Origin of the sequence: Pseudarthrobacter enclensis (genome assembly GCF_030811655.1) — a bacterium.
Classification (GTDB): Bacteria; Actinomycetota; Actinomycetes; order Actinomycetales; family Micrococcaceae; genus Arthrobacter; species Arthrobacter enclensis_A.
Genome location: NZ_JAUSRE010000001.1, coordinates 271441 through 290126, shown reverse-complemented (window position 1 = coordinate 290126; position 18686 = coordinate 271441). Strand labels below are relative to the sequence as shown.

Annotated in this window: 18 protein-coding genes; 6 read left to right on the top strand and 12 right to left on the bottom strand. The window is 67.2% G+C overall.

The genetic code is table 11. The annotated features are described in order from the left end of the window. Positions 1 to 87: 87 nt before the first annotated feature. The 4 genes from infB to rimP all read right to left on the bottom strand — a co-directional run bounded on the left by infB (position 88) and on the right by rimP (position 5279). Positions 88 to 3003, bottom strand: coding sequence for a translation initiation factor IF-2 (gene infB, locus J2X98_RS01285; RefSeq protein WP_307303592.1), 2916 nt, complete (start codon positions 3001 to 3003; stop codon positions 88 to 90). Between the two features lie 152 nt (positions 3004 to 3155). Next, entirely contained in the window at positions 3156 to 3488 is a 333-nt protein-coding gene (locus J2X98_RS01280; protein ID WP_307303710.1) for a YlxR family protein, read from the bottom strand. Between the two features lie 196 nt (positions 3489 to 3684). Then, the gene (nusA, locus tag J2X98_RS01275; protein ID WP_141940756.1) at positions 3685 to 4665 is read right to left on the bottom strand and encodes a transcription termination factor NusA; all 981 of its coding nucleotides are present in this window, start codon (positions 4663 to 4665) and stop codon (positions 3685 to 3687) included. Continuing rightward, complete coding sequence (gene rimP, locus J2X98_RS01270; protein ID WP_141940755.1) at positions 4665 to 5279, bottom strand: ribosome maturation factor RimP; 615 nt, start codon at positions 5277 to 5279, stop codon at positions 4665 to 4667. The genes nusA and rimP overlap by 1 nt, the downstream gene beginning before the upstream one ends. Before the next feature lie 106 nt (positions 5280 to 5385). Here rimP and J2X98_RS01265 point away from each other — a divergent pair, with 106 nt between their 5' ends. The 3 genes from J2X98_RS01265 (at position 5386) to J2X98_RS01255 (ending at position 8511) form a co-directional block, all read left to right on the top strand. Continuing rightward, positions 5386 to 6570: a DUF4439 domain-containing protein gene (locus J2X98_RS01265; RefSeq protein WP_307303587.1), complete on the top strand. Its 1185-nt coding sequence runs from the start codon at positions 5386 to 5388 to the stop codon at positions 6568 to 6570. A 128-nt stretch (positions 6571 to 6698) separates the two neighbouring features. Continuing rightward, positions 6699 to 7466, top strand: coding sequence for a VIT1/CCC1 transporter family protein (locus J2X98_RS01260; RefSeq protein WP_141940753.1), 768 nt, complete (start codon positions 6699 to 6701; stop codon positions 7464 to 7466). Continuing rightward, entirely contained in the window at positions 7459 to 8511 is a 1053-nt protein-coding gene (locus tag J2X98_RS01255; RefSeq protein WP_307303586.1) for an aminoglycoside phosphotransferase family protein, read from the top strand. Before J2X98_RS01260 ends, J2X98_RS01255 begins: the two co-directional genes overlap by 8 nt. 242 nt (positions 8512 to 8753) lie before the next feature. Here J2X98_RS01255 and J2X98_RS01250 read toward each other — a convergent pair whose 3' ends face one another. Continuing rightward, positions 8754 to 9548, bottom strand: coding sequence for a sulfite exporter TauE/SafE family protein (locus J2X98_RS01250; protein WP_307303585.1), 795 nt, complete (start codon positions 9546 to 9548; stop codon positions 8754 to 8756). Next, on the bottom strand, positions 9545 to 11356 hold the full coding sequence (locus J2X98_RS01245) for a proline--tRNA ligase (protein ID WP_307303584.1): 1812 nt from the start codon (positions 11354 to 11356) through the stop codon (positions 9545 to 9547). The genes J2X98_RS01250 and J2X98_RS01245 overlap by 4 nt, the downstream gene beginning before the upstream one ends. A gap of 460 nt (positions 11357 to 11816) precedes the next feature. On the opposite strand from J2X98_RS01245, the gene J2X98_RS01240 reads away from it, so the two are divergent. From J2X98_RS01240 to J2X98_RS01230, 3 genes are read left to right on the top strand one after another with little or no spacing between them, the layout of a single operon-like run. Beyond that, on the top strand, positions 11817 to 12626 hold the full coding sequence (locus J2X98_RS01240) for an ABC transporter ATP-binding protein (RefSeq protein ID WP_307303582.1): 810 nt from the start codon (positions 11817 to 11819) through the stop codon (positions 12624 to 12626). Continuing rightward, positions 12626 to 13381, top strand: a complete 756-nt coding sequence (locus J2X98_RS01235; RefSeq protein ID WP_373460813.1) for an ABC transporter permease — start codon at positions 12626 to 12628, stop codon at positions 13379 to 13381. Before J2X98_RS01240 ends, J2X98_RS01235 begins: the two co-directional genes overlap by 1 nt. Next, positions 13378 to 14028: a TetR/AcrR family transcriptional regulator gene (locus J2X98_RS01230; protein WP_307303580.1), complete on the top strand. Its 651-nt coding sequence runs from the start codon at positions 13378 to 13380 to the stop codon at positions 14026 to 14028. Before J2X98_RS01235 ends, J2X98_RS01230 begins: the two co-directional genes overlap by 4 nt. On the opposite strand, the gene J2X98_RS01225 is transcribed toward J2X98_RS01230, so the two are convergent. From J2X98_RS01225 to J2X98_RS01200, 6 genes are all read right to left on the bottom strand, one after another. Beyond that, positions 14021 to 14779 carry a hypothetical protein gene (locus tag J2X98_RS01225; RefSeq protein WP_307303578.1) on the bottom strand — a complete coding sequence of 253 codons (759 nt, stop codon included), beginning with the start codon at positions 14777 to 14779 and terminating at the stop codon, positions 14021 to 14023. The genes J2X98_RS01230 and J2X98_RS01225 overlap by 8 nt on opposite strands. Positions 14780 to 14818: 39 nt before the next feature. Next, positions 14819 to 15709: a GNAT family N-acetyltransferase gene (locus J2X98_RS01220; RefSeq protein ID WP_307303707.1), complete on the bottom strand. Its 891-nt coding sequence runs from the start codon at positions 15707 to 15709 to the stop codon at positions 14819 to 14821. After that, positions 15672 to 16838 carry a flavodoxin-dependent (E)-4-hydroxy-3-methylbut-2-enyl-diphosphate synthase gene (ispG, locus tag J2X98_RS01215; RefSeq protein ID WP_043452822.1) on the bottom strand — a complete coding sequence of 389 codons (1167 nt, stop codon included), beginning with the start codon at positions 16836 to 16838 and terminating at the stop codon, positions 15672 to 15674. Before ispG ends, J2X98_RS01220 begins: the two co-directional genes overlap by 38 nt. A gap of 33 nt (positions 16839 to 16871) precedes the next feature. Beyond that, positions 16872 to 17165 (bottom strand): YciI family protein, encoded by a 294-nt coding sequence (locus J2X98_RS01210; protein ID WP_307303575.1) that lies wholly within the window; start codon positions 17163 to 17165, stop codon positions 16872 to 16874. A gap of 132 nt (positions 17166 to 17297) precedes the next feature. After that, positions 17298 to 17825, bottom strand: coding sequence for a hypothetical protein (locus tag J2X98_RS01205; RefSeq protein WP_141940749.1), 528 nt, complete (start codon positions 17823 to 17825; stop codon positions 17298 to 17300). Beyond that, the gene (locus tag J2X98_RS01200) at positions 17822 to 18628 is read right to left on the bottom strand and encodes a MarR family transcriptional regulator (RefSeq protein ID WP_307303564.1); all 807 of its coding nucleotides are present in this window, start codon (positions 18626 to 18628) and stop codon (positions 17822 to 17824) included. Before J2X98_RS01200 ends, J2X98_RS01205 begins: the two co-directional genes overlap by 4 nt. Positions 18629 to 18686: the final 58 nt, after the last annotated feature.

Below are 18686 nucleotides of genomic sequence, written 5' to 3'. Positions count from 1 at the left end.
CCGACGTCGTCAGACGTAGGCCACCCAGCGAAGGGGCGGGGCCGCCGGAAAATCCCGACGGCCCCGCACCGGTAAGGCTGAGACAGCTTAGACGCGCGGCTTCTCGCGCATCTCGAAGGTCTCGATGATGTCACCTTCGATGATGTCGTTGTACGACCCAAGACCGATACCACATTCGAAGTCCGTGCGGACCTCGGTGGCGTCGTCCTTGAAGCGCTTGAGCGACTCGACCGTGAGGTTGTCACCGATGATCTTGCCGTCGCGGCTGACGCGTGCCTTGGCGTTGCGTCGGATGATGCCCGAGCGGACGATGGAGCCGGCGATGTTTCCGAACTTGGAGGAGCGGAAGACTTCGCGGACCTCGGCGGTGCCGAGCTGGACTTCTTCGTATTCCGGCTTGAGCATGCCCTTGAGCGCCATCTCGATGTCATCGATTGCTGCGTAGATGACGGAGTAGAAGCGCATGTCGACGCCTTCGCGGTCTGCCAGTTCGGCAACCCGCTCGGCGGGCTTGACGTTGAAGCCGATGATGACGGCGGAGTCGACCGTTGCCAGGTTGACGTCGTTCTGGGTGATGGCACCCACACCGCGGTGGATGACGCGCAGCTGCACGCCTTCGCCGACGTCGATCTTGAGCAGGGCGTCCTCGAGGGCTTCCACGGCACCGGACACGTCACCCTTGAGGATGAGGTTGAGGGTGTCGATCTTGCCTTCGGCGACGGCCTGGTCGAAGTCTTCCAGGCTGATGCGCTTGCGGCGCTTGGCCAGGGCGGCGTTGCGGTCGGCGGCTTCGCGCTTCTCGGCGATCTGGCGGGCGGTGCGCTCGTCAGCAGTCACGAAGAAGGTGTCACCGGCGCGCGGGACGTTGGACAGACCCAGCACCTGGACGGGGCGGGACGGGCCTGCCTCGGTCAGGGCGCTGCCGTCGTCGTCGAACATCGCACGGACGCGGCCGTGGGCCGTGCCTGCCACGATGGTGTCGCCGACACGCAGGGTGCCGGACTGTACCAGGACGGTGGCTACCGCACCGCGGCCCTTGTCAAGGTTCGCTTCGATGGCGATGCCGCGGGCGTCCTTGTTCGGGTTGGCGCGCATGTCCAGGGCGGCGTCTGCGGTGAGCAGGACGGCCTCGAGCAGCTCGTCGATGTGCAGGTTCTGGCGGGCAGAGACCTCCACGAACATGGTGTCGCCACCGTATTCCTCGGGAACCAGGCCGTACTCGGTCAGCTGGCCACGGACCTTGTCCGGGTTGGCGCCTTCCTTGTCGATCTTGTTCACGGCCACGACGATCGGCACGTTGGCCGCCTGGGCGTGGTTGAGGGCTTCAACGGTCTGGGGCATTACGCCGTCATCCGCTGCGACCACCAGGATGGCGATGTCGGTGACCTTCGCACCGCGGGCACGCATGGCGGTGAACGCCTCGTGGCCCGGGGTGTCGATGAAGGTGATCTTCCGGTCTTCGCCTTCGTGGGTGTGCGTGACCTGGTAGGCACCAATGTGCTGGGTGATGCCGCCGTGCTCGCCCGCCATGACGTCGGACTTGCGGATGGCATCGAGCAGCCGGGTCTTACCGTGGTCGACGTGGCCCATGACGGTGACTACTGGAGGACGTGCCTCGAGTTCCTCGTCGCCTTCGGCTTCGAGTTCGGCGTCAAAGTCGATGTCGAAGCTGGACAGGAGTTCGCGCTCCTCGTCCTCCGGGGAGACGACCTGGAGCTTGTAGCCCAGTTCCTCACCGAGCAGGGCGAAGGTGTCTTCATCCAGCGACTGGGTGGCGGTTGCCATTTCACCGAGGTGGAACAGCACGGTCACCAGCGCGGCGGGGTTTGCCTCGATCTTGTCGGCGAAGTCCGTGATGGACGAGCCCCGGCGAAGCCGGATAACGGTGTTGCCGTCGCCGCGGGGTACGCTCACGCCACCCAGCGACGGGGCACTCATCTGCTCAAGTTCCTGGCGCTTTGCGCGCTTGGACTTGCGCTGCTTGCCACGGCCTGCGCCGCCCTTGCCGAAGGCACCCTGGGTGCCGCCGCGGCCGCGTCCGCCCTTGCCGAAGCCACCGCCGGCCGGAGCACCGCCGCCGCCACCGGGACCGCCGGTGCCGGGAGCGCCACCGGGACGTCCGGGACCGCGGCCGCCACCGGGACGGCCTGCACCTGCGGGTGCGGGACGCTCGGTGCGGTTGGGCATCATGCCGGGAGTGGGACGGGGACCACCGGGACGCGGGGCGCCGGGACGGGGTCCACCTGCACCGGCTGCGGGACGAGGTCCACCCGCACCGGCCGCGGGACGCGGACCACCGGGGCGGGGCCCACCTGCACCGGCCGCGGGACGCGGACCACCGGGACGGTCGCCGTCAGTGCGGCTGCCGCCCGGGCGGGGCATGCCCTGGGACGTGGCGAACGGGTTGTTGCCGGGACGGGGAGCGCGTTCACCGTCTCCGCCGCGGCCGCGGGGCATGCCCTGCGAGGTGGCGAAGGGGTTGTTGCCGGGACGCGGACCGCCTGGACGGGGACCGGAGGCACCGGGCGTTGACCCACCGGGACGTGCCGACGGCGCCGGGGTCTCGGCCTTGGGAGCCGGACGTGCACCGGGCTTGGCGCCGGTGGACGGAGCGGCAGGCGCGGACGCAGCGGGCGCTGCAGGCGCGGAGGCAGCGGGCGCAGCCGGGGCTGCCGCCTGTGCGGGGGCAGCGGGCGCAGCCGGAGCCGGTGCCTGCGCCTTGGCGGCCGGAGCCTTGGGCGCAGCGGGGCCGGGAGCCGGAGCTGAAGGACGTGATTCCGCTGCGGGAGCGGGTGCCTTGGGCGCGGCGGCGGGCGCTGCGGACGGTGCAGCCGACTTGGCGGCAGCGTCGGGGAAGGCGTTGCGCAGTTTCCGCACAACGGGGGCCTCAATGGTTGAAGAGGCGGAGCGAACGAATTCGCCCAGTTCCTGCAGTTTTGTCACTGCATCTTTGGAAGTTATACCGAGCTCTTTGGCGAGCTCATGTACGCGGACCTTGGCCACATTTCTCCTGTCTCGGTCCGCACCGAGCCAGGCACGAACCGTCTACTTCTTACTGCGGACCCCAGCCGCTGTTGATGCGAAGGGGCCCATTGCAGAGCGCAACAAAGTTGTCATCGTTACGCACTCATCGCTGGGAACTCATCGGGTTTCCATCAGATTTCTGACCCGCTTTCAGGTTGGACGGTTGGTGTTGCAGCCACCGGGGCGGCGTCAACTTTCGGGCCCGACGTGATCCGGTGTTCAACGGCTGCGGTCCCGGTTGCGCCGTGAAGGGCACGTCCGAATGCTCGCCGCTTGATCGCCAGAGCCAGGCACGATTCGCTGGGATGCAGCCATGCACCCCGGCCAGCCATCCGGCGTCGTTCATCCACCAGGACAGCGGTTGACCCGCTGCCTTCGGCGACGAGCCGGAGCAACTGTGACCGCGGGCCCTTCTTCCGGCATCCGATGCAGGTACGTTCGGGCTGATTCCCTGTGGAAAGCATTTCTGCCACGGTCATCGTCCTGACGTTCTTTCTGCTGGCCGCGGGTTTTACCGTCTCCGCAGTCACGGAAACGAGCACGCCCAAGGCACACGGCTACCGGCCGTTAGGCGCGGTCTTATCTATTCTAGCCCCTTTGGGCCGTTCTGCCCGAAACCGGGCGGCTGCCGCGGCGCAGCAGCCGCCCTTGTCCGGGACGCTATTTGTCGCGGGCAGCAGCGGCGTCGGAGACGATGTCGATGCGCCATCCGGTCAGCTTTGCCGCGAGGCGGGCATTCTGGCCTTCCTTGCCGATGGCCAGGGACAGTTGGTAGTCGGGAACCACAACCCGGGCCGAACGCGTGGCTTCGTCGGTGATGGTGACCGAATTCACGCGCGACGGCGACAGGGCGCTGGCTATGAACGTCGCCGGGTTCTCACTGAAGTCGACGATGTCGATCTTTTCGTCGTTCAACTCGTTCATCACAGCGCGCACCCGGGAGCCCATTTCGCCGATGCAGGCACCCTTGGCGTTGATGCCCGGAGTGTTCGCTTTTACGGCGATCTTGGTGCGGTGCCCGGCCTCACGGGCAAGGGCGACGATCTCCACTGAGTGGTCGGCGATTTCGGGGACTTCGAGTTCGAAGAGCTTCCGGACCAGGCCAGGGTGCGACCGGGACAGCGTCACGGAGGGACCCTTGGTACCGCGGTGCACGTCGATGACCAGGGCGCGCAGGCGGTTGCCGTGGATGTACTTTTCCCCGGGAACCTGCTCGGGCGGCGGCAGCAGGGCCTCGATGGAGCCGAGGTTGACCTGGATCATGTGCGGGTTGTTGCCCTGCTGGATGGTGCCGGAGACCAGTTCACCTTCGCGGCCCTTGAATTCGCCCAGGACATTGTCGTCCTCCACGTCCCGCAGGCGCTGCAGGATGATTTGGCGGGCCGTGCTGGCCGCGATCCGTCCGAACCCCTCCGGGGTGTGCTCGAACTCACCGATGGGGGCGCCGTCGTCGTCCAACTCCACTGCCCAGATGGTGACGTGCCCGCTCTTGCGGTCCAGCTCGGCCCGCGCTTTCTCGAAAGCTCCCGGCGACTTGTGGTACGCCACCAGGAGCGCCTGCTCAATGGTGGGGATCAGGAGGTCCAGCGGAATTTCACGCTCACGCTCCAAAAGTCTCAGTGCGCTCATGTCAATATCCATCAGGCCTCCTCAGAAGGTCCATTGTGTTCAGGTTCCAGACCGTCCTCCGGGAGGTGGCTGAATTCGATCTCGACTTTTCCGTTGCGGATCCTGTCGAAAGGAAGCTTTACGGGTTCACCCTGGCGGGGCTTCATGCCCTTCTTGACGGCGACCTCGGGGACCAGGGTCACTCCGCCGTCGTCCACCGACTGGATCCGACCGGTGATGTTTTCACCCTGGACAACGTTCACCTTGGCCATCCGCCCCCGGGCCCTGTGCCAGTGGCGGGGTTCGGTCAGCGGACGCCCCACGCCGGGCGATGACACTTCGAGGTCGTACGGACGGGTGTCAGCCTGGGGGTCGCTGTCGAGAACGTCGGAAAGCTCCTTCGAGATGTCCGCGATCACGTCCAGGCTCACGCCGCCGGTCTCCTCCTGGGGCAGGTCCACCACAACGTGGACCACCCGGTGGGAGCCGGCAATGTTGATGGCAACATCCTCAAGGTACAGGCGGTTGGCCTGGACAACGGGTTCCAGGAGGGCCCGGAGGCGGGCGGCCTCGGGGTTATGGGCCGACGCGGACCCGCTTCCCGCACCGGTGTGGTCTGGTGAAGCCTTAGCTTCTGCATTGCTCACGATGCCGGCCGCCTCCCTATAGATGATGTGGTGTTTACTAGCGTAGCTATTTTACCGGCCCGGCGGGGCACCCGGGTTCCCTTGCAACGTGACACCATGGTCTGTTGTGAAAGACCCCCGCCAGGACCGCCACCCGCGCGCGCGCCCGTTCCGATACGCTGTCTTGGCCCTCGCTGCCCTGGTGGTCCTGAGCCTTGGTTTCGCCCTGATTCCCGCGGAAAAGCCCGCGCCGGCAGAGCCGCCGTTCTCCGAGCGGGCCAGGGCCGCGGCCCTGGCTGAGGCACTGGCCCTGCGGGCAGCCGGAATGCAGTTGGCGTCCACCGGCGCGGCGGACCCGGCCGTCCTGGACCCGGTTGTGACCTTGCTGACCATCCAGGCCAGGGCCCTGCTGTCCCCTGCCGCCGGGTCAGCGCCTGCCACTGCCCTGGCGTGGGCATCGCCGTCGTCCACGGCCCGGCCCATAAGCGCTGCCGGGTTCGTGCAGGCCATGGCCGGCAGTGGGACCGCCCGCGTCAGGGATGCTGAAACGGCCGACGGCGGCATGGCGCGCCTTCTCGCGGGAACAGGCACCGCCCAACTCCTCGCGGCCGGACGCCTCGCCACCGCCCTCGGGGTTCCTGCGCCGCAGCCGGCCGCCAATTCGGAGATGACTTCCGCCGGACCGGCAACAACCATCCCCTGTCCGGCACCGTCCGGGCAGGCTGCGGGGCCCGCCACCGCCCCCGTAGGCAGCGGAGCGGGCTTGGCCGCAGATACGCGCCACGCCCTGGCGTCCGCGGTCAGCGCTGAGCAGCAGGCGGTCTACGGCTACCAGGCAGCGCTCCCCCGGCTCGCTCCCGCCCAGGCCGGCCCGGCGTCGGAATTCCTGGCCCGGCACAAGGAACTGGCCGCTGCGGCGGAGGAACGGCTCCGCCTCGCTTGCGGTACGTCAGTGCCACAGCAACCGGGGTATGTCCTGGATCCAGGGTTCCTGGCCGCCCCGGCGATGAACCTTGGCCGGCTGGAAGCGGCGACCGCCACCTCCTACGGCGATCTGGTGGCGGTAAGCCAGGGCCAGGACCGGGCGTGGGCGGTCTCTGCGCTCCGGGCTGCCGCGGACCGCGCAGTCCGCTGGGGTGCGGACCCGGGGCCGGTTCCGGGCCTTGCCCTGGACGTGAGCCAACTGCCTGCCCTTCCCGAGGACGCGGGAAGTCCCGGCGGTCCTGGTCAAGCCCCTACCACTGGTCCTGCCCCTTCCACTGGCGCTGGGCTTCCTGCCGGGAGTGGCCAGACGCCGCCCACGGCATCCTGAGCCCCTCCGAACGCCGGGCAGCGCCCCCGCTGACTGGGCCCACGCATGCAAAGGCGCATGCAAAGGCGCGTGCAAAGAAGGGCCTGCAGAGGGTGGCACCGGGCCGGCAGGGGTGGTTTGCTGAAGGGATGAACGCGGATGAACCGGCTGACGCCCCGAAGACCACTTCTGCCGGGCCCGGGCTGAACGGCCACCTTGAGACGGAACCGCACGGAAATGACATTGCGCACCGGTTGAATTGGTTGCGTGCAGGCGTCCTTGGCGCCAACGACGGGATCGTCTCGGTCGCCGCCATCGTGGTGGGCGTCGCCGGCGCCACCGCCGAGGTGGGTCCCATCCTCACGGCCGGCGTAGCGGGTGTGGTAGGCGGGGCGGTGTCCATGGCCCTGGGCGAATACGTCTCGGTCAGCAGCCAAAGTGACAGCCAACGGGCCCTGATCGAGAAGGAACGCCGCGAACTGGCCGAAGAACCGGAAGCCGAACTGGCCGAGCTGACGGCCATCTACCAGGCCAAGGGCCTCACTCCAGAAACGGCTGCCAGGGTCGCCCGCGAACTGACCGCCCATGACGTCCTGGCCGCACACCTGTCCGCCGAACTCAACATCGATGAGGAGGACATCGTCAGCCCCTGGCACGCGGCTTTCGCTTCGGCCATCGCCTTCACCATCGGTGCCATCCTGCCGATGCTGGCCATCCTGCTTCCCCCGCCAGCGATCCGTGTCCCCCTGACCTTCGTTTCCGTCCTGGTGGCGTTGGCGCTCACGGGCGCCCTGGGAGCATGGATCGGCGGCGGCTCGAGAATGCGGGCGGCTGTGCGGGTGGTGATCGGCGGGGCCCTGGCGCTGGCCGCGACGTTCGTGATCGGCAACCTGCTCGGTGCCTCCGGCGTTGTCTGACCCTGTCGTGCCGGCACGTGCCACGCAATCAGTGCCCATTCCGCCGGCCCTCACGGCACGCTACACGCGCAGCACGGCGGGACGGGCCTGGCTGGACGGCCTCCCGTTCCTGCTGGGTGACCGCCTGGAAGAGTGGCGGCTAACGGTCGACCTGGTACCGGGTTGCCTCCCATGGAGTGGCCACGGCGGCCTCGTCGTGCCGGTGCGGCAGGGAGACGGCTCCCCCGCGGCCCTCAAAATCGCATTCCCCCACCATGAAGCAAGGGTGGAGCAGCACGCGCTGGCGCTCTGGGGCGGCCATGGCGCTGTTGGGCTGCTGGCGTCTGACGAAGCATCGTGCGCGATGCTCCTGGAACGGCTCGACGGGGACTGGTCGCTGCTGGACGTGCCGATGGATGACGCGGTCCGGGTGTGGGGCGGACTGGTACGACAACTGGGGCTGGCGCCGGACAGCCGTCCCGAATGGCAGGAGTTTGGCCACATAGCCGGCCGCGCCGAGCAATGGAGCGACGACCTGCCGGCGGACTGGGAGCAGCTGGGCCGCCCGTTTCCCCGCTGGCTGCTCGAGGCCGCCCTTGAGGTGTGCCAGACGCGCGGCGCGGTGGGACGGCGCTCGGCACGCGATCTGCTGGTGCACACAGACCTGCATTACCTGAACATCCTGGCACGCCCTGGAACGGCGTCTGCGGGCGGAGCAGCCAAGCCTGCCGGATACGCCGCCATCGATCCCCAACCCTTGATCGGAGAGCCGGAGTTCGCCGTAGCCCCGCTGCTCTGGAACCGCCTGGCAGACCTGCCGGCCGTGGGTGCCGGTTCTGCCCTGCTCGAAAGGTGCCACGACTTCAGTACCGCGGCCGGACTTGATCCTGAGGTGGCCAGGCAGTGGGGCGTCGCCAGGGAAGTGGAAAACGCCCTGGCCTACGCCGCGCAGGGCCACCAGGGCGACTTGGCACGGTCACTGTGGGTTGCCAGCACCCTTGCCGGCAGAACACTGGACGGGCTGACGGATCCCCATTCATTGCCCGGGCCAGGACAGGGCGGCTAACGCCGGCGGCAGGCGTCCGTGGGAAGTATCAGGAGCCCCCCGCACAGCGGCCAGGGCGAACCGGACGGCCTCCACGGCCGTGCCACGTCCTCCCCTTCGGTATGCCAATTTGCTCACCGAAACCCGCAGGACGTCCCGGTCGTGCCACCGTGAGCCGGGCATCCACACCTTGCCTTCCCCAATGATGCGGGCCGTAACGGCCCGGGGCGGTGCGTGCTGCCAGGACCGGTTTCCGGCATGGCTTAGGAAAAGTCTTCCTGCCAGACGTCGTAGCCGAGTTTGACGATCAGGGCCGCCACCACCACCAGGAAGACTATCCGGACGAATTTGCTGCCCTGCTTCACCGCAGTGCGGGCGCCGAGATATCCACCGGCCATGTTGGCTCCGCCGAGCAGCAGGCCGATGCCCCAGAGGATGGACCCGTGCGGCAGGAAGAACAGCAGTGCGCCCGCATTGGTGGCCATGTTCACGATCTTCGCCTTGGCGCTTGCTTCCAGGAAGGCGTACCCCATGGCGGACACCAGCGCGATGACCAGGAAGGACCCTGTTCCCGGGCCGATGAGGCCGTCATAGAAACCGATCACCGCACCAATGAGGCAGGCCACGACGTAGTGCCTGTGCCCTTCATGGCGCAGTGCCGTCAGCTCCCCGACGCTGGGCCTCAGCGCCGTGAAGAGCGCGACGGCGACCAGCGCCACCACGATGATGGGTTTGAAGACCCCGGCCGGCAGGGTGGCGGCCAGGCTGGCGCCGCCGAAACTGCCAGCCAGTGCAATCAATGCCATGGGAACGGCCGTGCGCAGGTCCGGCCCGACGCGCCGGTAGTAGGTGGCAGCGCTGGTGGAGGTCCCGAAAATGGAGCCCATCTTGTTGGTGGCCAACGCCTGGACGGGCGCGATCCCGGGAACCAGGAGCAACGCGGGAAGCTGGATGAGGCCTCCGCCGCCCACCACCGCATCAACCCAGCCGGCTGCGAATCCAGCCACCACGATCATAATGACGGTGGTGAGATGGATTGACTCCAAGCCGGAGATCACTGGTTGCGGACGGCGTTGACCACGTAGTCGACGGCTTTGTCCACGGCAACGTTCTCGGCTTCACCGCTGCGGCGGTCCTTGATCTCCACCACGCCGTCCGCCAGGCCCCGGCCGACGGCCAGGATGGTGGGGACACCCAACAGTTCGGCGTCACCGAACTTCACGCCGGGAGAGACCTTGGGCCGGTCGTCGTAGATGACGGAGAGGCCGGCATCCTCGAGTTCTGCCGAGAGCTTTCCGGCTGCCTGGAAGATTTCATCCCCGCGGCCAACGGCCACCACGTGGACATCGGCGGGGGCCACGCTGCGCGGCCAGACCAGGCCCCTGTCATCGTGGTTGGCCTCGGCCAGCGCCGCTACGGCACGGGTGACTCCGACGCCGTAGGAACCCATGGTGACCACCACCTGCTTGCCGTTTTGGTCCAGCACCTTGAGGTCCAGCGCTTCGGCGTACTTCCGGCCCAGCTGGAAGATGTGGCCCATCTCGATTCCGCGGGCGGTCTCCAGCGGCCCGGAGCCATCCGGCGACGGATCTCCGGCACGGACTTCGGTGCATTCGATGACACCGTCCCAGCCGAAGTCGCGGCCAGCGACCAGGCCGAACACGTGCTTGCCGGCCTCGTTGGCGCCGGTGATCCACGCCGTTCCCCGGACAACGCGCGGGTCCACCAGGTAGAGCAGCTTGGTCGCGCTCCCGGCGCCAAGCAGTGGTTCGTCAAGGGACAGCCCGGGCCCGAGGTAGCCCTTGACGATCAGGGGCTGCTTCTTGAGGTCTTCCTCGCCCGCCTGTTCCAGTCCGATCTCGCCGGCGACCGGCAGGAAGGAACCGATGTTCGCTTCGACGCGCTTGAGGTCCACGCCGCGGTCTCCGGGAACGCCGATGACCACAAGTTGACGCTCACCGGTGGGCAGCGTCACGGCGAGGACCACGTTCTTGAGCGTGTCCGCCGCAGTCCAGGCGCCGCCGTCGGCCTCTGCCCGCGGGGCAATCTGGTTCGCGGCGGCCACCAGGGTCTCAATGGTGGGAGTGTTGGGGGTGTCCAGGACTTCAGCGGCCGGAGCGTTGCTGAAGTCGATCTCGTCCGGCACCACAGTGGTGACGGCCTCCACGTTGGCTGCATAGCCGCCGGCGGAGCGCACAAAGGTGTCCTCGCCGATCTCGGTGGGGAACAGGAATTCCTCGCTCTTGGACCCGCCCATGGCACCGGCCGTGGCTGCGACCGGCACAATTTCGAGCCCGAGGCGTTCGAAGATCTTCAGGTAGGCGGCCCGGTGCGCAGCGTAGCTGGCGTCCAGGCCGGCGTCGTCCACGTCGAAGGAGTAGGAATCCTTCATGATGAACTCGCGTCCGCGGAGGAGGCCTGCGCGGGGACGGGCTTCGTCGCGGTACTTGTTCTGGATCTGGTACAGGCTCAACGGCAGGTCTTTGTACGAGGAGTACAGGTCCTTGACCAGGAGCGTGAACATTTCCTCATGGGTGGGGGCGAGCAGGTAGTCGGCACCCTTGCGGTCCTGGAGCCGGAACAGGCCTTCACCGTATTCGGTCCAGCGGTTGGTGGCTTCGTACGGCTCCCGGGGCAGCAGTGCCGGGAAGTGGACCTCCTGGGCGCCGATGGCAGCCATTTCCTCACGGACGATTTCCTCGACCTTGCGCAGGACGCTCAGCCCGAGCGGCAGCCAGGTGTAGATTCCGGGGGCCGCGCGGCGGATGTAGCCGGCACGGACCAGGAGTTTGTGGCTGGCAACCTCGGCATCGACGGGGTCTTCGCGCAGCGTGCGCAGGAAAAGCTGGGACAGTCGTTGGACCACGGGTGATATCCGTTTCTGGGGAAGTGCTGGGTCAGCAGGGCCGGAATTCGTCTGGTACTAATCTACCGGCACAGCACCTGCCGCATTGACTGCCCGGCGGCCATTGGCGAGGAGTACTGGCAGGCCCGGGACACAGTAGAGCCACGCCCGGGAATACAAAGCCCCTGGCCCCCCAATAGGGCTGGTCATCGCATCCGGGCGTGGCTCAACGCCGTTATCGCCTGAGTACTGGTGAGGACTGGTGAGACCGCCCACCCCACTTCCAGCGCAGCTAGATCGAACTTATGTGATCGTGCACACGTTTGACAAGGGTTTTTGTGTCGGGAATCTGTTGACCCGCCAAGGCCAGCGGCCCTACCTTGTAATTCATCAGGTGATGAATTAGCTGGACATCCGGTCCGGCCGCACACCTGGGGCAGCACCGGAGGCAGCCATGTCGCATTCCGCAGCATCCTTGACCATGACCCGGAGCGGTGGCGATGCGGCCATTGCGGCCGCCGCCCTCACCGTAAAGCTCGGGCGGCAGCCCGTCCTCCATGCGCTGGACTTCACGCTCCCCCCGGGGCGGATCACGGGGCTCCTGGGGCCATCGGGAAGCGGGAAGACCACACTGATGCGGGCCATCGTGGGAGCGCAGCGCATCTCCGCCGGGACCCTCACCGTCCTGGGGCTTCCCGCCGGAACGCCTTCCCTGCGGCGGCAGGTGGGTTACGTCACCCAGTCCCCCAGTGTCTACCCGGACCTCACCGTGCAAGCGAACGTGCGCTATTTCGGGGCGATGCACCGCAAAGGCAAGGCCGACGTGGCCGAGGCCATTGCGGCCGTCGGCCTTGGACCGCTGGGCCGCCGCAAGGCCGCCGATCTGTCCGGCGGCCAGCTCAACCGGGTTTCCCTGGCCTGCGCACTGGTGGCCCACCCCCGGCTGCTGGTGCTCGACGAGCCCACCGTTGGCCTGGATCCCGTCCTGCGCGCCGACCTCTGGGACCGGTTCCGGGCCATGGCGGAAGCCGGAACGACGCTCCTCGTTTCCAGCCACGTCATGGAGGAGGCGAGCCGCTGCGAAACGCTGCTGCTGCTGCGCGAAGGCCGGCTCCTGTCCCAGCTCACCCCCGCCGAACTCAGCCAACGCGGGCACAGCAGCAACCTGGAGCAGGCTTTCCTGGCCATCATCAGGGAACAGGAAGCATACGACGGCGTGAGCCCGCCGGCGCAGGCATCCACCCGGAGCCGGGATACCGGCGTGACCAAGCAGCACGGGAGCGTGCGGTGATGGACGTCCGGATGATGCTCGCCACGGCGCGCCGGGTGCTCAGCCAGCTGCGCCACGACCACCGCAGCATCGCCATGATCCTGGTGGTTCCTGCGCTGCTGCTGACGGCCGTGTACTTCCTCTACGAAAACGAGACGCTGCCGCCCGGCATGCCACGCACGTTCGACAGGGTGGGCCTCATGATGCTGGCCATCTTTCCTTTCGTGGTGATGTTCCTGGTCACTTCCATCACGATGCTGAGGGAGCGGACCTCCGGAACGCTGGAGCGGCTGCTCACCACGCCCGTACATAAGGCGGACCTGCTGTTCGGGTACGGCATAGCCTTTTCGCTGATGGCTGCGCTGCAGTCGCTGGTGGCCACGGCGATGGCTTACTGGGTCTTCGGCCTGGACATCGCGGGAGCACCTGGCTACGTGGTGCTGATAGCCGTGATCAACGCCGTCCTAGGTGTCGCGCTGGGGCTGTTCTGTTCGGCCTTCGCCAGGACAGAGTTCCAGGCCGTGCAGTTCATGCCGGTAGTGGTGGTGCCGCAGATCCTGCTCTGCGGCCTCTTCGTGGCGCGCGACCGGATGAACGACGTTCTGGAAGCCATATCGAACGTCCTCCCCCTGACCTTTTCGGTCGATGCCCTCCAGGAGATCGCTGCCCATGCGGAGGCGACCGAACGGCTGTGGCAGGACGCGGGCATCATGGCCGCCATCTCGCTGGGTGTCCTGATCCTGGCCGCACTCACCCTGCGGCGGCGGACCGCGTGAAGGCGCAGGACCCGGCCGGCGGCCCGCCCCGCCCGGGAACCTCCACGCCCCGTCGGGGACGCCGGGGCGGCACGACGGGGTCCCGTGAGGACATCCTCGAGGCCGCCCGGATGCTCTTCGCCGAGCATGGCTTTGAGGGCACCAGCCTGCGCCAGGTCGCACGGGCGGCAGGAGTGGATCCCGGGATGATCCACCACTTCTTCACCGGCAAGGACGAACTCTTTGCCCTCAGCGTGGAATTGCCCGCCGACCCGGAGCAGGTCCTCGCCGGCGTCGCAGACACAGACCCCGCCACGCGTGCGGAACTGATCGTCCGCACGGTGCTCCGGCTGTGGGAGAGTCCCGCCCAGGCGGGTCTGCTGGCCTTCCTCCGCGGCACGATCGGGTCCAAAGCCAAAACCGCACTCCTGCGCGAGATCGTGGCGCGGAGGGTCATCAGCAGGATCATGGCTTCCGTTCCCGGGACGCCGGAAGAGGTGGCGCTGCGCGGAAGCCTCGTGGCAACCCAGGTGGTGGGCCTGATGATGGTCCGCTACGTGGTCCGGCTGGAGCCGCTCGCGTCCGCGGCTCCGGAGGACGTGGTGCGGCTCACAGCACCGAATGTGCAGCGGTACCTCACCGGGCCCCTGGGCCAGGAGCCTATTTGATCAATGCCGCGGCTTCGTCCATCAGTGCCCCCGCCCGCCGCACGGCGTCGGCCTCGCTTTCGCCGCCCATGGCGACTGCTGTCATCAGCACGCCATGATGGACAGCCTGGGCCTTGATCGTGGATTGTGTCTTGCCGTCGGATGACTTGGTGTCCGTCCGGTAGGTAACCGTGTCCGGAACGCTGCCGGCGCCTTCAACGGGCTTCAGCGTGACCGTGTAGTCGACGCCGGAGACGGTCATGGCCATGGTGGCGCATGTGTTCAACTGGTGTGTCTGGCCAACGATTCTGGCCAACTTTGATTCATCGAGGCCGGCGGCCAGCGTCATCATCGACATGGAACCGGTCGCGTTGTCGATGCTCTGCCCTGCCGCCAGGGGAACACCGTCAAACGCTGCCATGTTTCCGGAGTCCGCCATGGCCTGGCACTCCGCCGGGGAGACGTACATGGATCCGATCGCCGCTTTGGCCAGCTCCAGTGAACGGGAGAGTTCGGCGCTTCCCAGCACTGAGAGCCTCCGGTCCGCCGAGTCCCTCAACTGGCCCACGATGGCAGCCAGTTCGTCACCCGTGTAGGCCTTGGCCGTTGGTATGGGCGTTGCCGTGGGGGGCGGGAAAGCCGTGGTCCGGGAGGGCGTCGGCGCTGCCGTGGAGGAGTCTGCTGCCTGCGGCGCTGCCGATCCCCCGCAGCCGGATACCGCCAAGGCTACGAGGGCAGAAGCCCCGAAAGTTCCCAGCACGGACTTCTTCATTTTTCCCCCAATTTTCAGTTCGCCGCCGGCAGCCGCCGGTTAGAAAAGCACGGTGGCGAACGTCCCCACCTGGCGGAAGCCGACACGTTCGTAAGTGGCCCTTGCCCTGGTGTTGAAGCCGTTGACATAGAGGCTGGTCACCGGGGCAATCTGCTGGGCTTTCTCGACCACTGCCGACATGTAGCCCGCGCTCAGGCCCTGGCCGCGGAAGGCAGGGTTCATCCATACGCCCTGGATTTGGGTGACGTCATCGGTAACGGCCCCCAGTTCGGCCTTGAAAACCACCTCGCCGGCGTCGTTGAGGTGGACCAGGGAATGCCCCTGCCTGATGAGGCCCTCAACCCGCCTGCTGTAGAACTCCCGGCCGCCAAGGTAGGGCGAGTACCCCACCTCTTCCTCGAACATGGCGGCGCAGGCGGGAAGGATGCGGTCAAAGTCCGCGAGGTTCCCGGGTCCCAGGCCGGGATGGGCCTGAACCCGGGGCGGTCCCTCGATGACCATCAGCGGCTGGTCCGCCCTGACCTCGTGGGCATGGTGCCCCAGCTCCGTGAGTTCTGCATTGAGGGCCAGCACCGCCTCCGCGGGACCGAACGCAGACGCATACCTGCGCCCGGAGCTGTTTGCGGCCTCGGCCACCAAGGGTGCGAGTGCGGGGTCGAGCTGGACCGGAACCAGGTTGGCCCCGGCCCAGCACGCGCCCGTCAGGATGCCGTCCTCGAAGATGCCGATGATGCCGGCGCCACCGCTGGTGGGCGCCGCCGTACCGGTGGCGCGCAGGTGCGCGAGGATGAAGACGTTAGCCACCGGATCCTGGCGTGCCAGCAATGTCAGCGCAGCAGTGTCCGGGCCGTCGAGCGTCCGGACGGAGTGCCCGGCAGGGTCAGCAGCGTCCTTACGAGACGCTAACCACGGGGCTACCCTTGACAGCATCTTCGCCATCGGCCTCCCCCATCTCTTCCGCGATACGCATAGCCTCTTCGATCAGTGTCTCAACAATTGCGCTTTCGGGGACAGTCTTGATGACTTCGCCCTTCACAAAGATCTGGCCTTTGCCGTTTCCGGAGGCAACCCCGAGGTCGGCTTCGCGGGCCTCTCCCGGACCGTTCACCACGCAGCCCATGACTGCCACGCGCAGCGGGATCTCCATACCTTCCAGGCCGGCGGTGACCTGCTCCGCGAGGGTGTACACGTCCACCTGGGCACGGCCGCAGGACGGGCAGGAGACGATTTCAAGCTTGCGTGGGCGCAGGTTCAGGGACTGGAGGATTTGGTTCCCCACCTTGATCTCCTCCACCGGCGGTGCGGAAAGTGACACGCGGATGGTGTCCCCGATGCCGCGCGAGAGGAGGGCGCCGAACGCGGTGGCTGACTTAATAGTTCCCTGGAACGCGGGGCCGGCTTCGGTAACGCCCAGGTGGAGCGGCCAGTCGCCCTTTTCCGCGAGCATTTCGTAGGCGGCCACCATGATCACGGGATCGTTGTGCTTCACCGAGATCTTGAAGTCGTGGAAGCCGTGCTCCTCGAAGAGCGAGGCTTCCCAGACGGCTGATTCCACCAGGGCCTCGGGGGTGGCCTTGCCGTATTTTTTGAGGATGCCGGGTTCCAGGGAACCGGCGTTCACGCCGATGCGGATGGAGGTTCCGTGGTCCTTGGCGGCCGCGGCGATCTCCTTGACCTGGTCGTCGAACTTCCGGATGTTTCCAGGGTTCACGCGCACAGCAGCGCAACCGGCCTCGATGGCTGCGAAGACGTACTTGGGCTGGAAGTGGATATCCGCGATGACCGGGATCTGGGATTTCCGGGCGATGATGGGCAGCGCCTCCGCGTCGTCAGCCGACGGGCAGGCCACGCGAACGATGTCGCAGCCGGATGCCGTCAGTTCAGCAATTTGCTGGAGGGTGGCGTTGATGTCCGTGGTGGGCGTGGTGGTCATGGACTGCACGCTGATGGGGTAGTCGGATCCTACGCCTACCGAGCCCACTTTGATCTGGCGCGTCTTGCGGCGCGGAGCAAGGACGGGCGGCGGTGCTGACGGCATTCCCAGGCTGACCGAGGTCACGTGGACTCCTTGAGTTGAAAGGGTAAAAGGCGGCTAGGCGGCGATCCCGGCCAGCATGCCGGTGACGGGAGACCATTCGGCGATGCGGGTTCCGGCAATGACTCCGGCCGCGGCGAAGGGATCCTGCTTGAGGATCGAGTTGAGGGCGGATTCGTCGGCTGCCTTGAAGATCAGCAGGGCGCCGGCGCCGTCACCGTAAGGGCCGCTGGCCACGATGACCCCGTCCTGCGCCAGTCCTCCGGTCCATTCCCGGTGCGCGGGCCGGGCCTCGTTACGGGTTTCGGTGGAGCTGGCGGCATAAACGTACTCAACGGCAAAAACTGTCATACCGCTACCCTATCGCCATGCCCGGCCAGGTACCGTACCCATCCTTTCAACGCGGTGGGCAATCCCGGGTGGGAACGACCCTTTAAGCGGGGAAGGCCGGCACTGCGGTAAGAGCGCGCCGGGGCGATGACGTCAGTCCAGGAAGAGGACTTTGACGGCGGCAGCGGTTCCGGCGGCCCAGAGCATTGAAGTGAGCGTGCCGATGATGAAGCGCTCAGCAGCCACGGGGGTTTCCTTGAGCTCGGCAAACCTGCCGAGCCCCTTGATGGCCACGATGTAGGCGATGGCGACGGGCTGCCCGGTAATGATGGCAAGGCAGACACCCAGCCGTTCCAGTACGCCAATAATGGCGCCTCCCCGCAGGATCCGCTGGGTAGTGGGCGCCGGTCCCGTGGCTGGCACGTCCGACGCCGGCGGCCCGGGAGGGGCGGTCAGTTCATGGTCCACAGTCTGGCGGGCTGCGCCGGCGGCAGCTTGGGGCGTCTGGTCCACGGTGACATCCGCCGACGGATCCTGCTCCGCCCTCCGGGCGTCTTCCAGCGCTTTGGCAGCGTCCGCCTTGTCGTCGATGGTCCGGGCAAGCCTGAACACGAGGGCGGTAACGGGCCAGCCGGCGAAACCGGCGGTCACCAGGGCCACTGCCACCCATACTGCGGTCACGCGTCTCCTTCGTTCCGATAGTCCGGCTCCTGCAGGGAGCGGACCTGGCCGGCAGCCCTGGCATCGCCGGGGGCCTGGTCGTCTGCGGCGGCTGCAGTATCCCGCCGCCGGGGATCGTCCGCGGCGCCCCCAAGCTGCGAGTCGGCAAGTCCAAGAAGCATGGCGGCAGCGGGCCTGGCTGCCCATTCTTCCTGCCATCCGGCCCGAAGCACGGTACGGCTCACCGACTGTTCCGAGATTCCAAGTTCACGTGCCACCTGCTTCTGGCTTCCATGCCGCCCCGGCCCCCGGCCACCCGGGTCCAGGCGGCGCAGGGCATCCGCCACACGCCACTGGGCCTCGGTGCGGTCCTGGACCATCCGGCCCAACAGCCGGAGCACCGCCTCCGCATTGGCACACGCCTGGACCCCCTCCCCGGCAGGGTCTCCGCCGCCTGCCACTGCCATGATGCCGGGCACCACCGACACTGGGACCTGGGCTCCTGCCGCCTTGGCCAGCTCAACCGCCTTCCGCGCGGCAACAAAAGCCGTTCCGGTCCCTTCCCGCGGGCTTGCTCCGGGAGGCACTGAGACTGTCCCGACGCCGATCCCCACGTACCAGCGCCCACTGCGAAGCGCATGGAGGGCTATCTCCACCACGGTTGACGGGTCCCGGACTATGCCCTGGACTTCATCCCCCACGGAACGTTCGAAGACCGGGTGCCCGGCAGACGGAGGATCCAGCCGCGCCAGCTCACCGAGGAAGGAGGGGACCAAGTCAGGGCCCCCGGTGCTTCCCCGCTGGTCAATGGTGAGGACGAACATGCATCAACCATAGACGGCTGATACTTCGAAATCAATCAGATATGGCTGATATTGGGAT

What these genes read in the sequence shown, in the direction of transcription:
- nusA (WP_141940756.1), bottom strand. Translation starts at nt 4,665, where the DNA reads ATGGATATTGACATGAGCGCACTGAGACTTTTGGAGCGTGAGCGTGAA.
- J2X98_RS01210 (WP_307303575.1), bottom strand. Translation starts at nt 17,165, where the DNA reads ATGACAGTTTTTGCCGTTGAGTACGTTTATGCCGCCAGCTCCACCGAA.
- J2X98_RS01280 (WP_307303710.1), bottom strand. Translation starts at nt 3,488, where the DNA reads ATGCTTTCCACAGGGAATCAGCCCGAACGTACCTGCATCGGATGCCGG.
- J2X98_RS01235 (WP_373460813.1), top strand. Translation starts at nt 12,626, where the DNA reads ATGGACGTCCGGATGATGCTCGCCACGGCGCGCCGGGTGCTCAGCCAG.
- J2X98_RS01225 (WP_307303578.1), bottom strand. Translation starts at nt 14,779, where the DNA reads ATGAAGAAGTCCGTGCTGGGAACTTTCGGGGCTTCTGCCCTCGTAGCC.
- J2X98_RS01240 (WP_307303582.1), top strand. Translation starts at nt 11,817, where the DNA reads ATGACCCGGAGCGGTGGCGATGCGGCCATTGCGGCCGCCGCCCTCACC.
- J2X98_RS01220 (WP_307303707.1), bottom strand. Translation starts at nt 15,709, where the DNA reads ATGCTGTCAAGGGTAGCCCCGTGGTTAGCGTCTCGTAAGGACGCTGCT.
- J2X98_RS01260 (WP_141940753.1), top strand. Translation starts at nt 6,699, where the DNA reads ATGAACGCGGATGAACCGGCTGACGCCCCGAAGACCACTTCTGCCGGG.
- J2X98_RS01200 (WP_307303564.1), bottom strand. Translation starts at nt 18,628, where the DNA reads ATGTTCGTCCTCACCATTGACCAGCGGGGAAGCACCGGGGGCCCTGAC.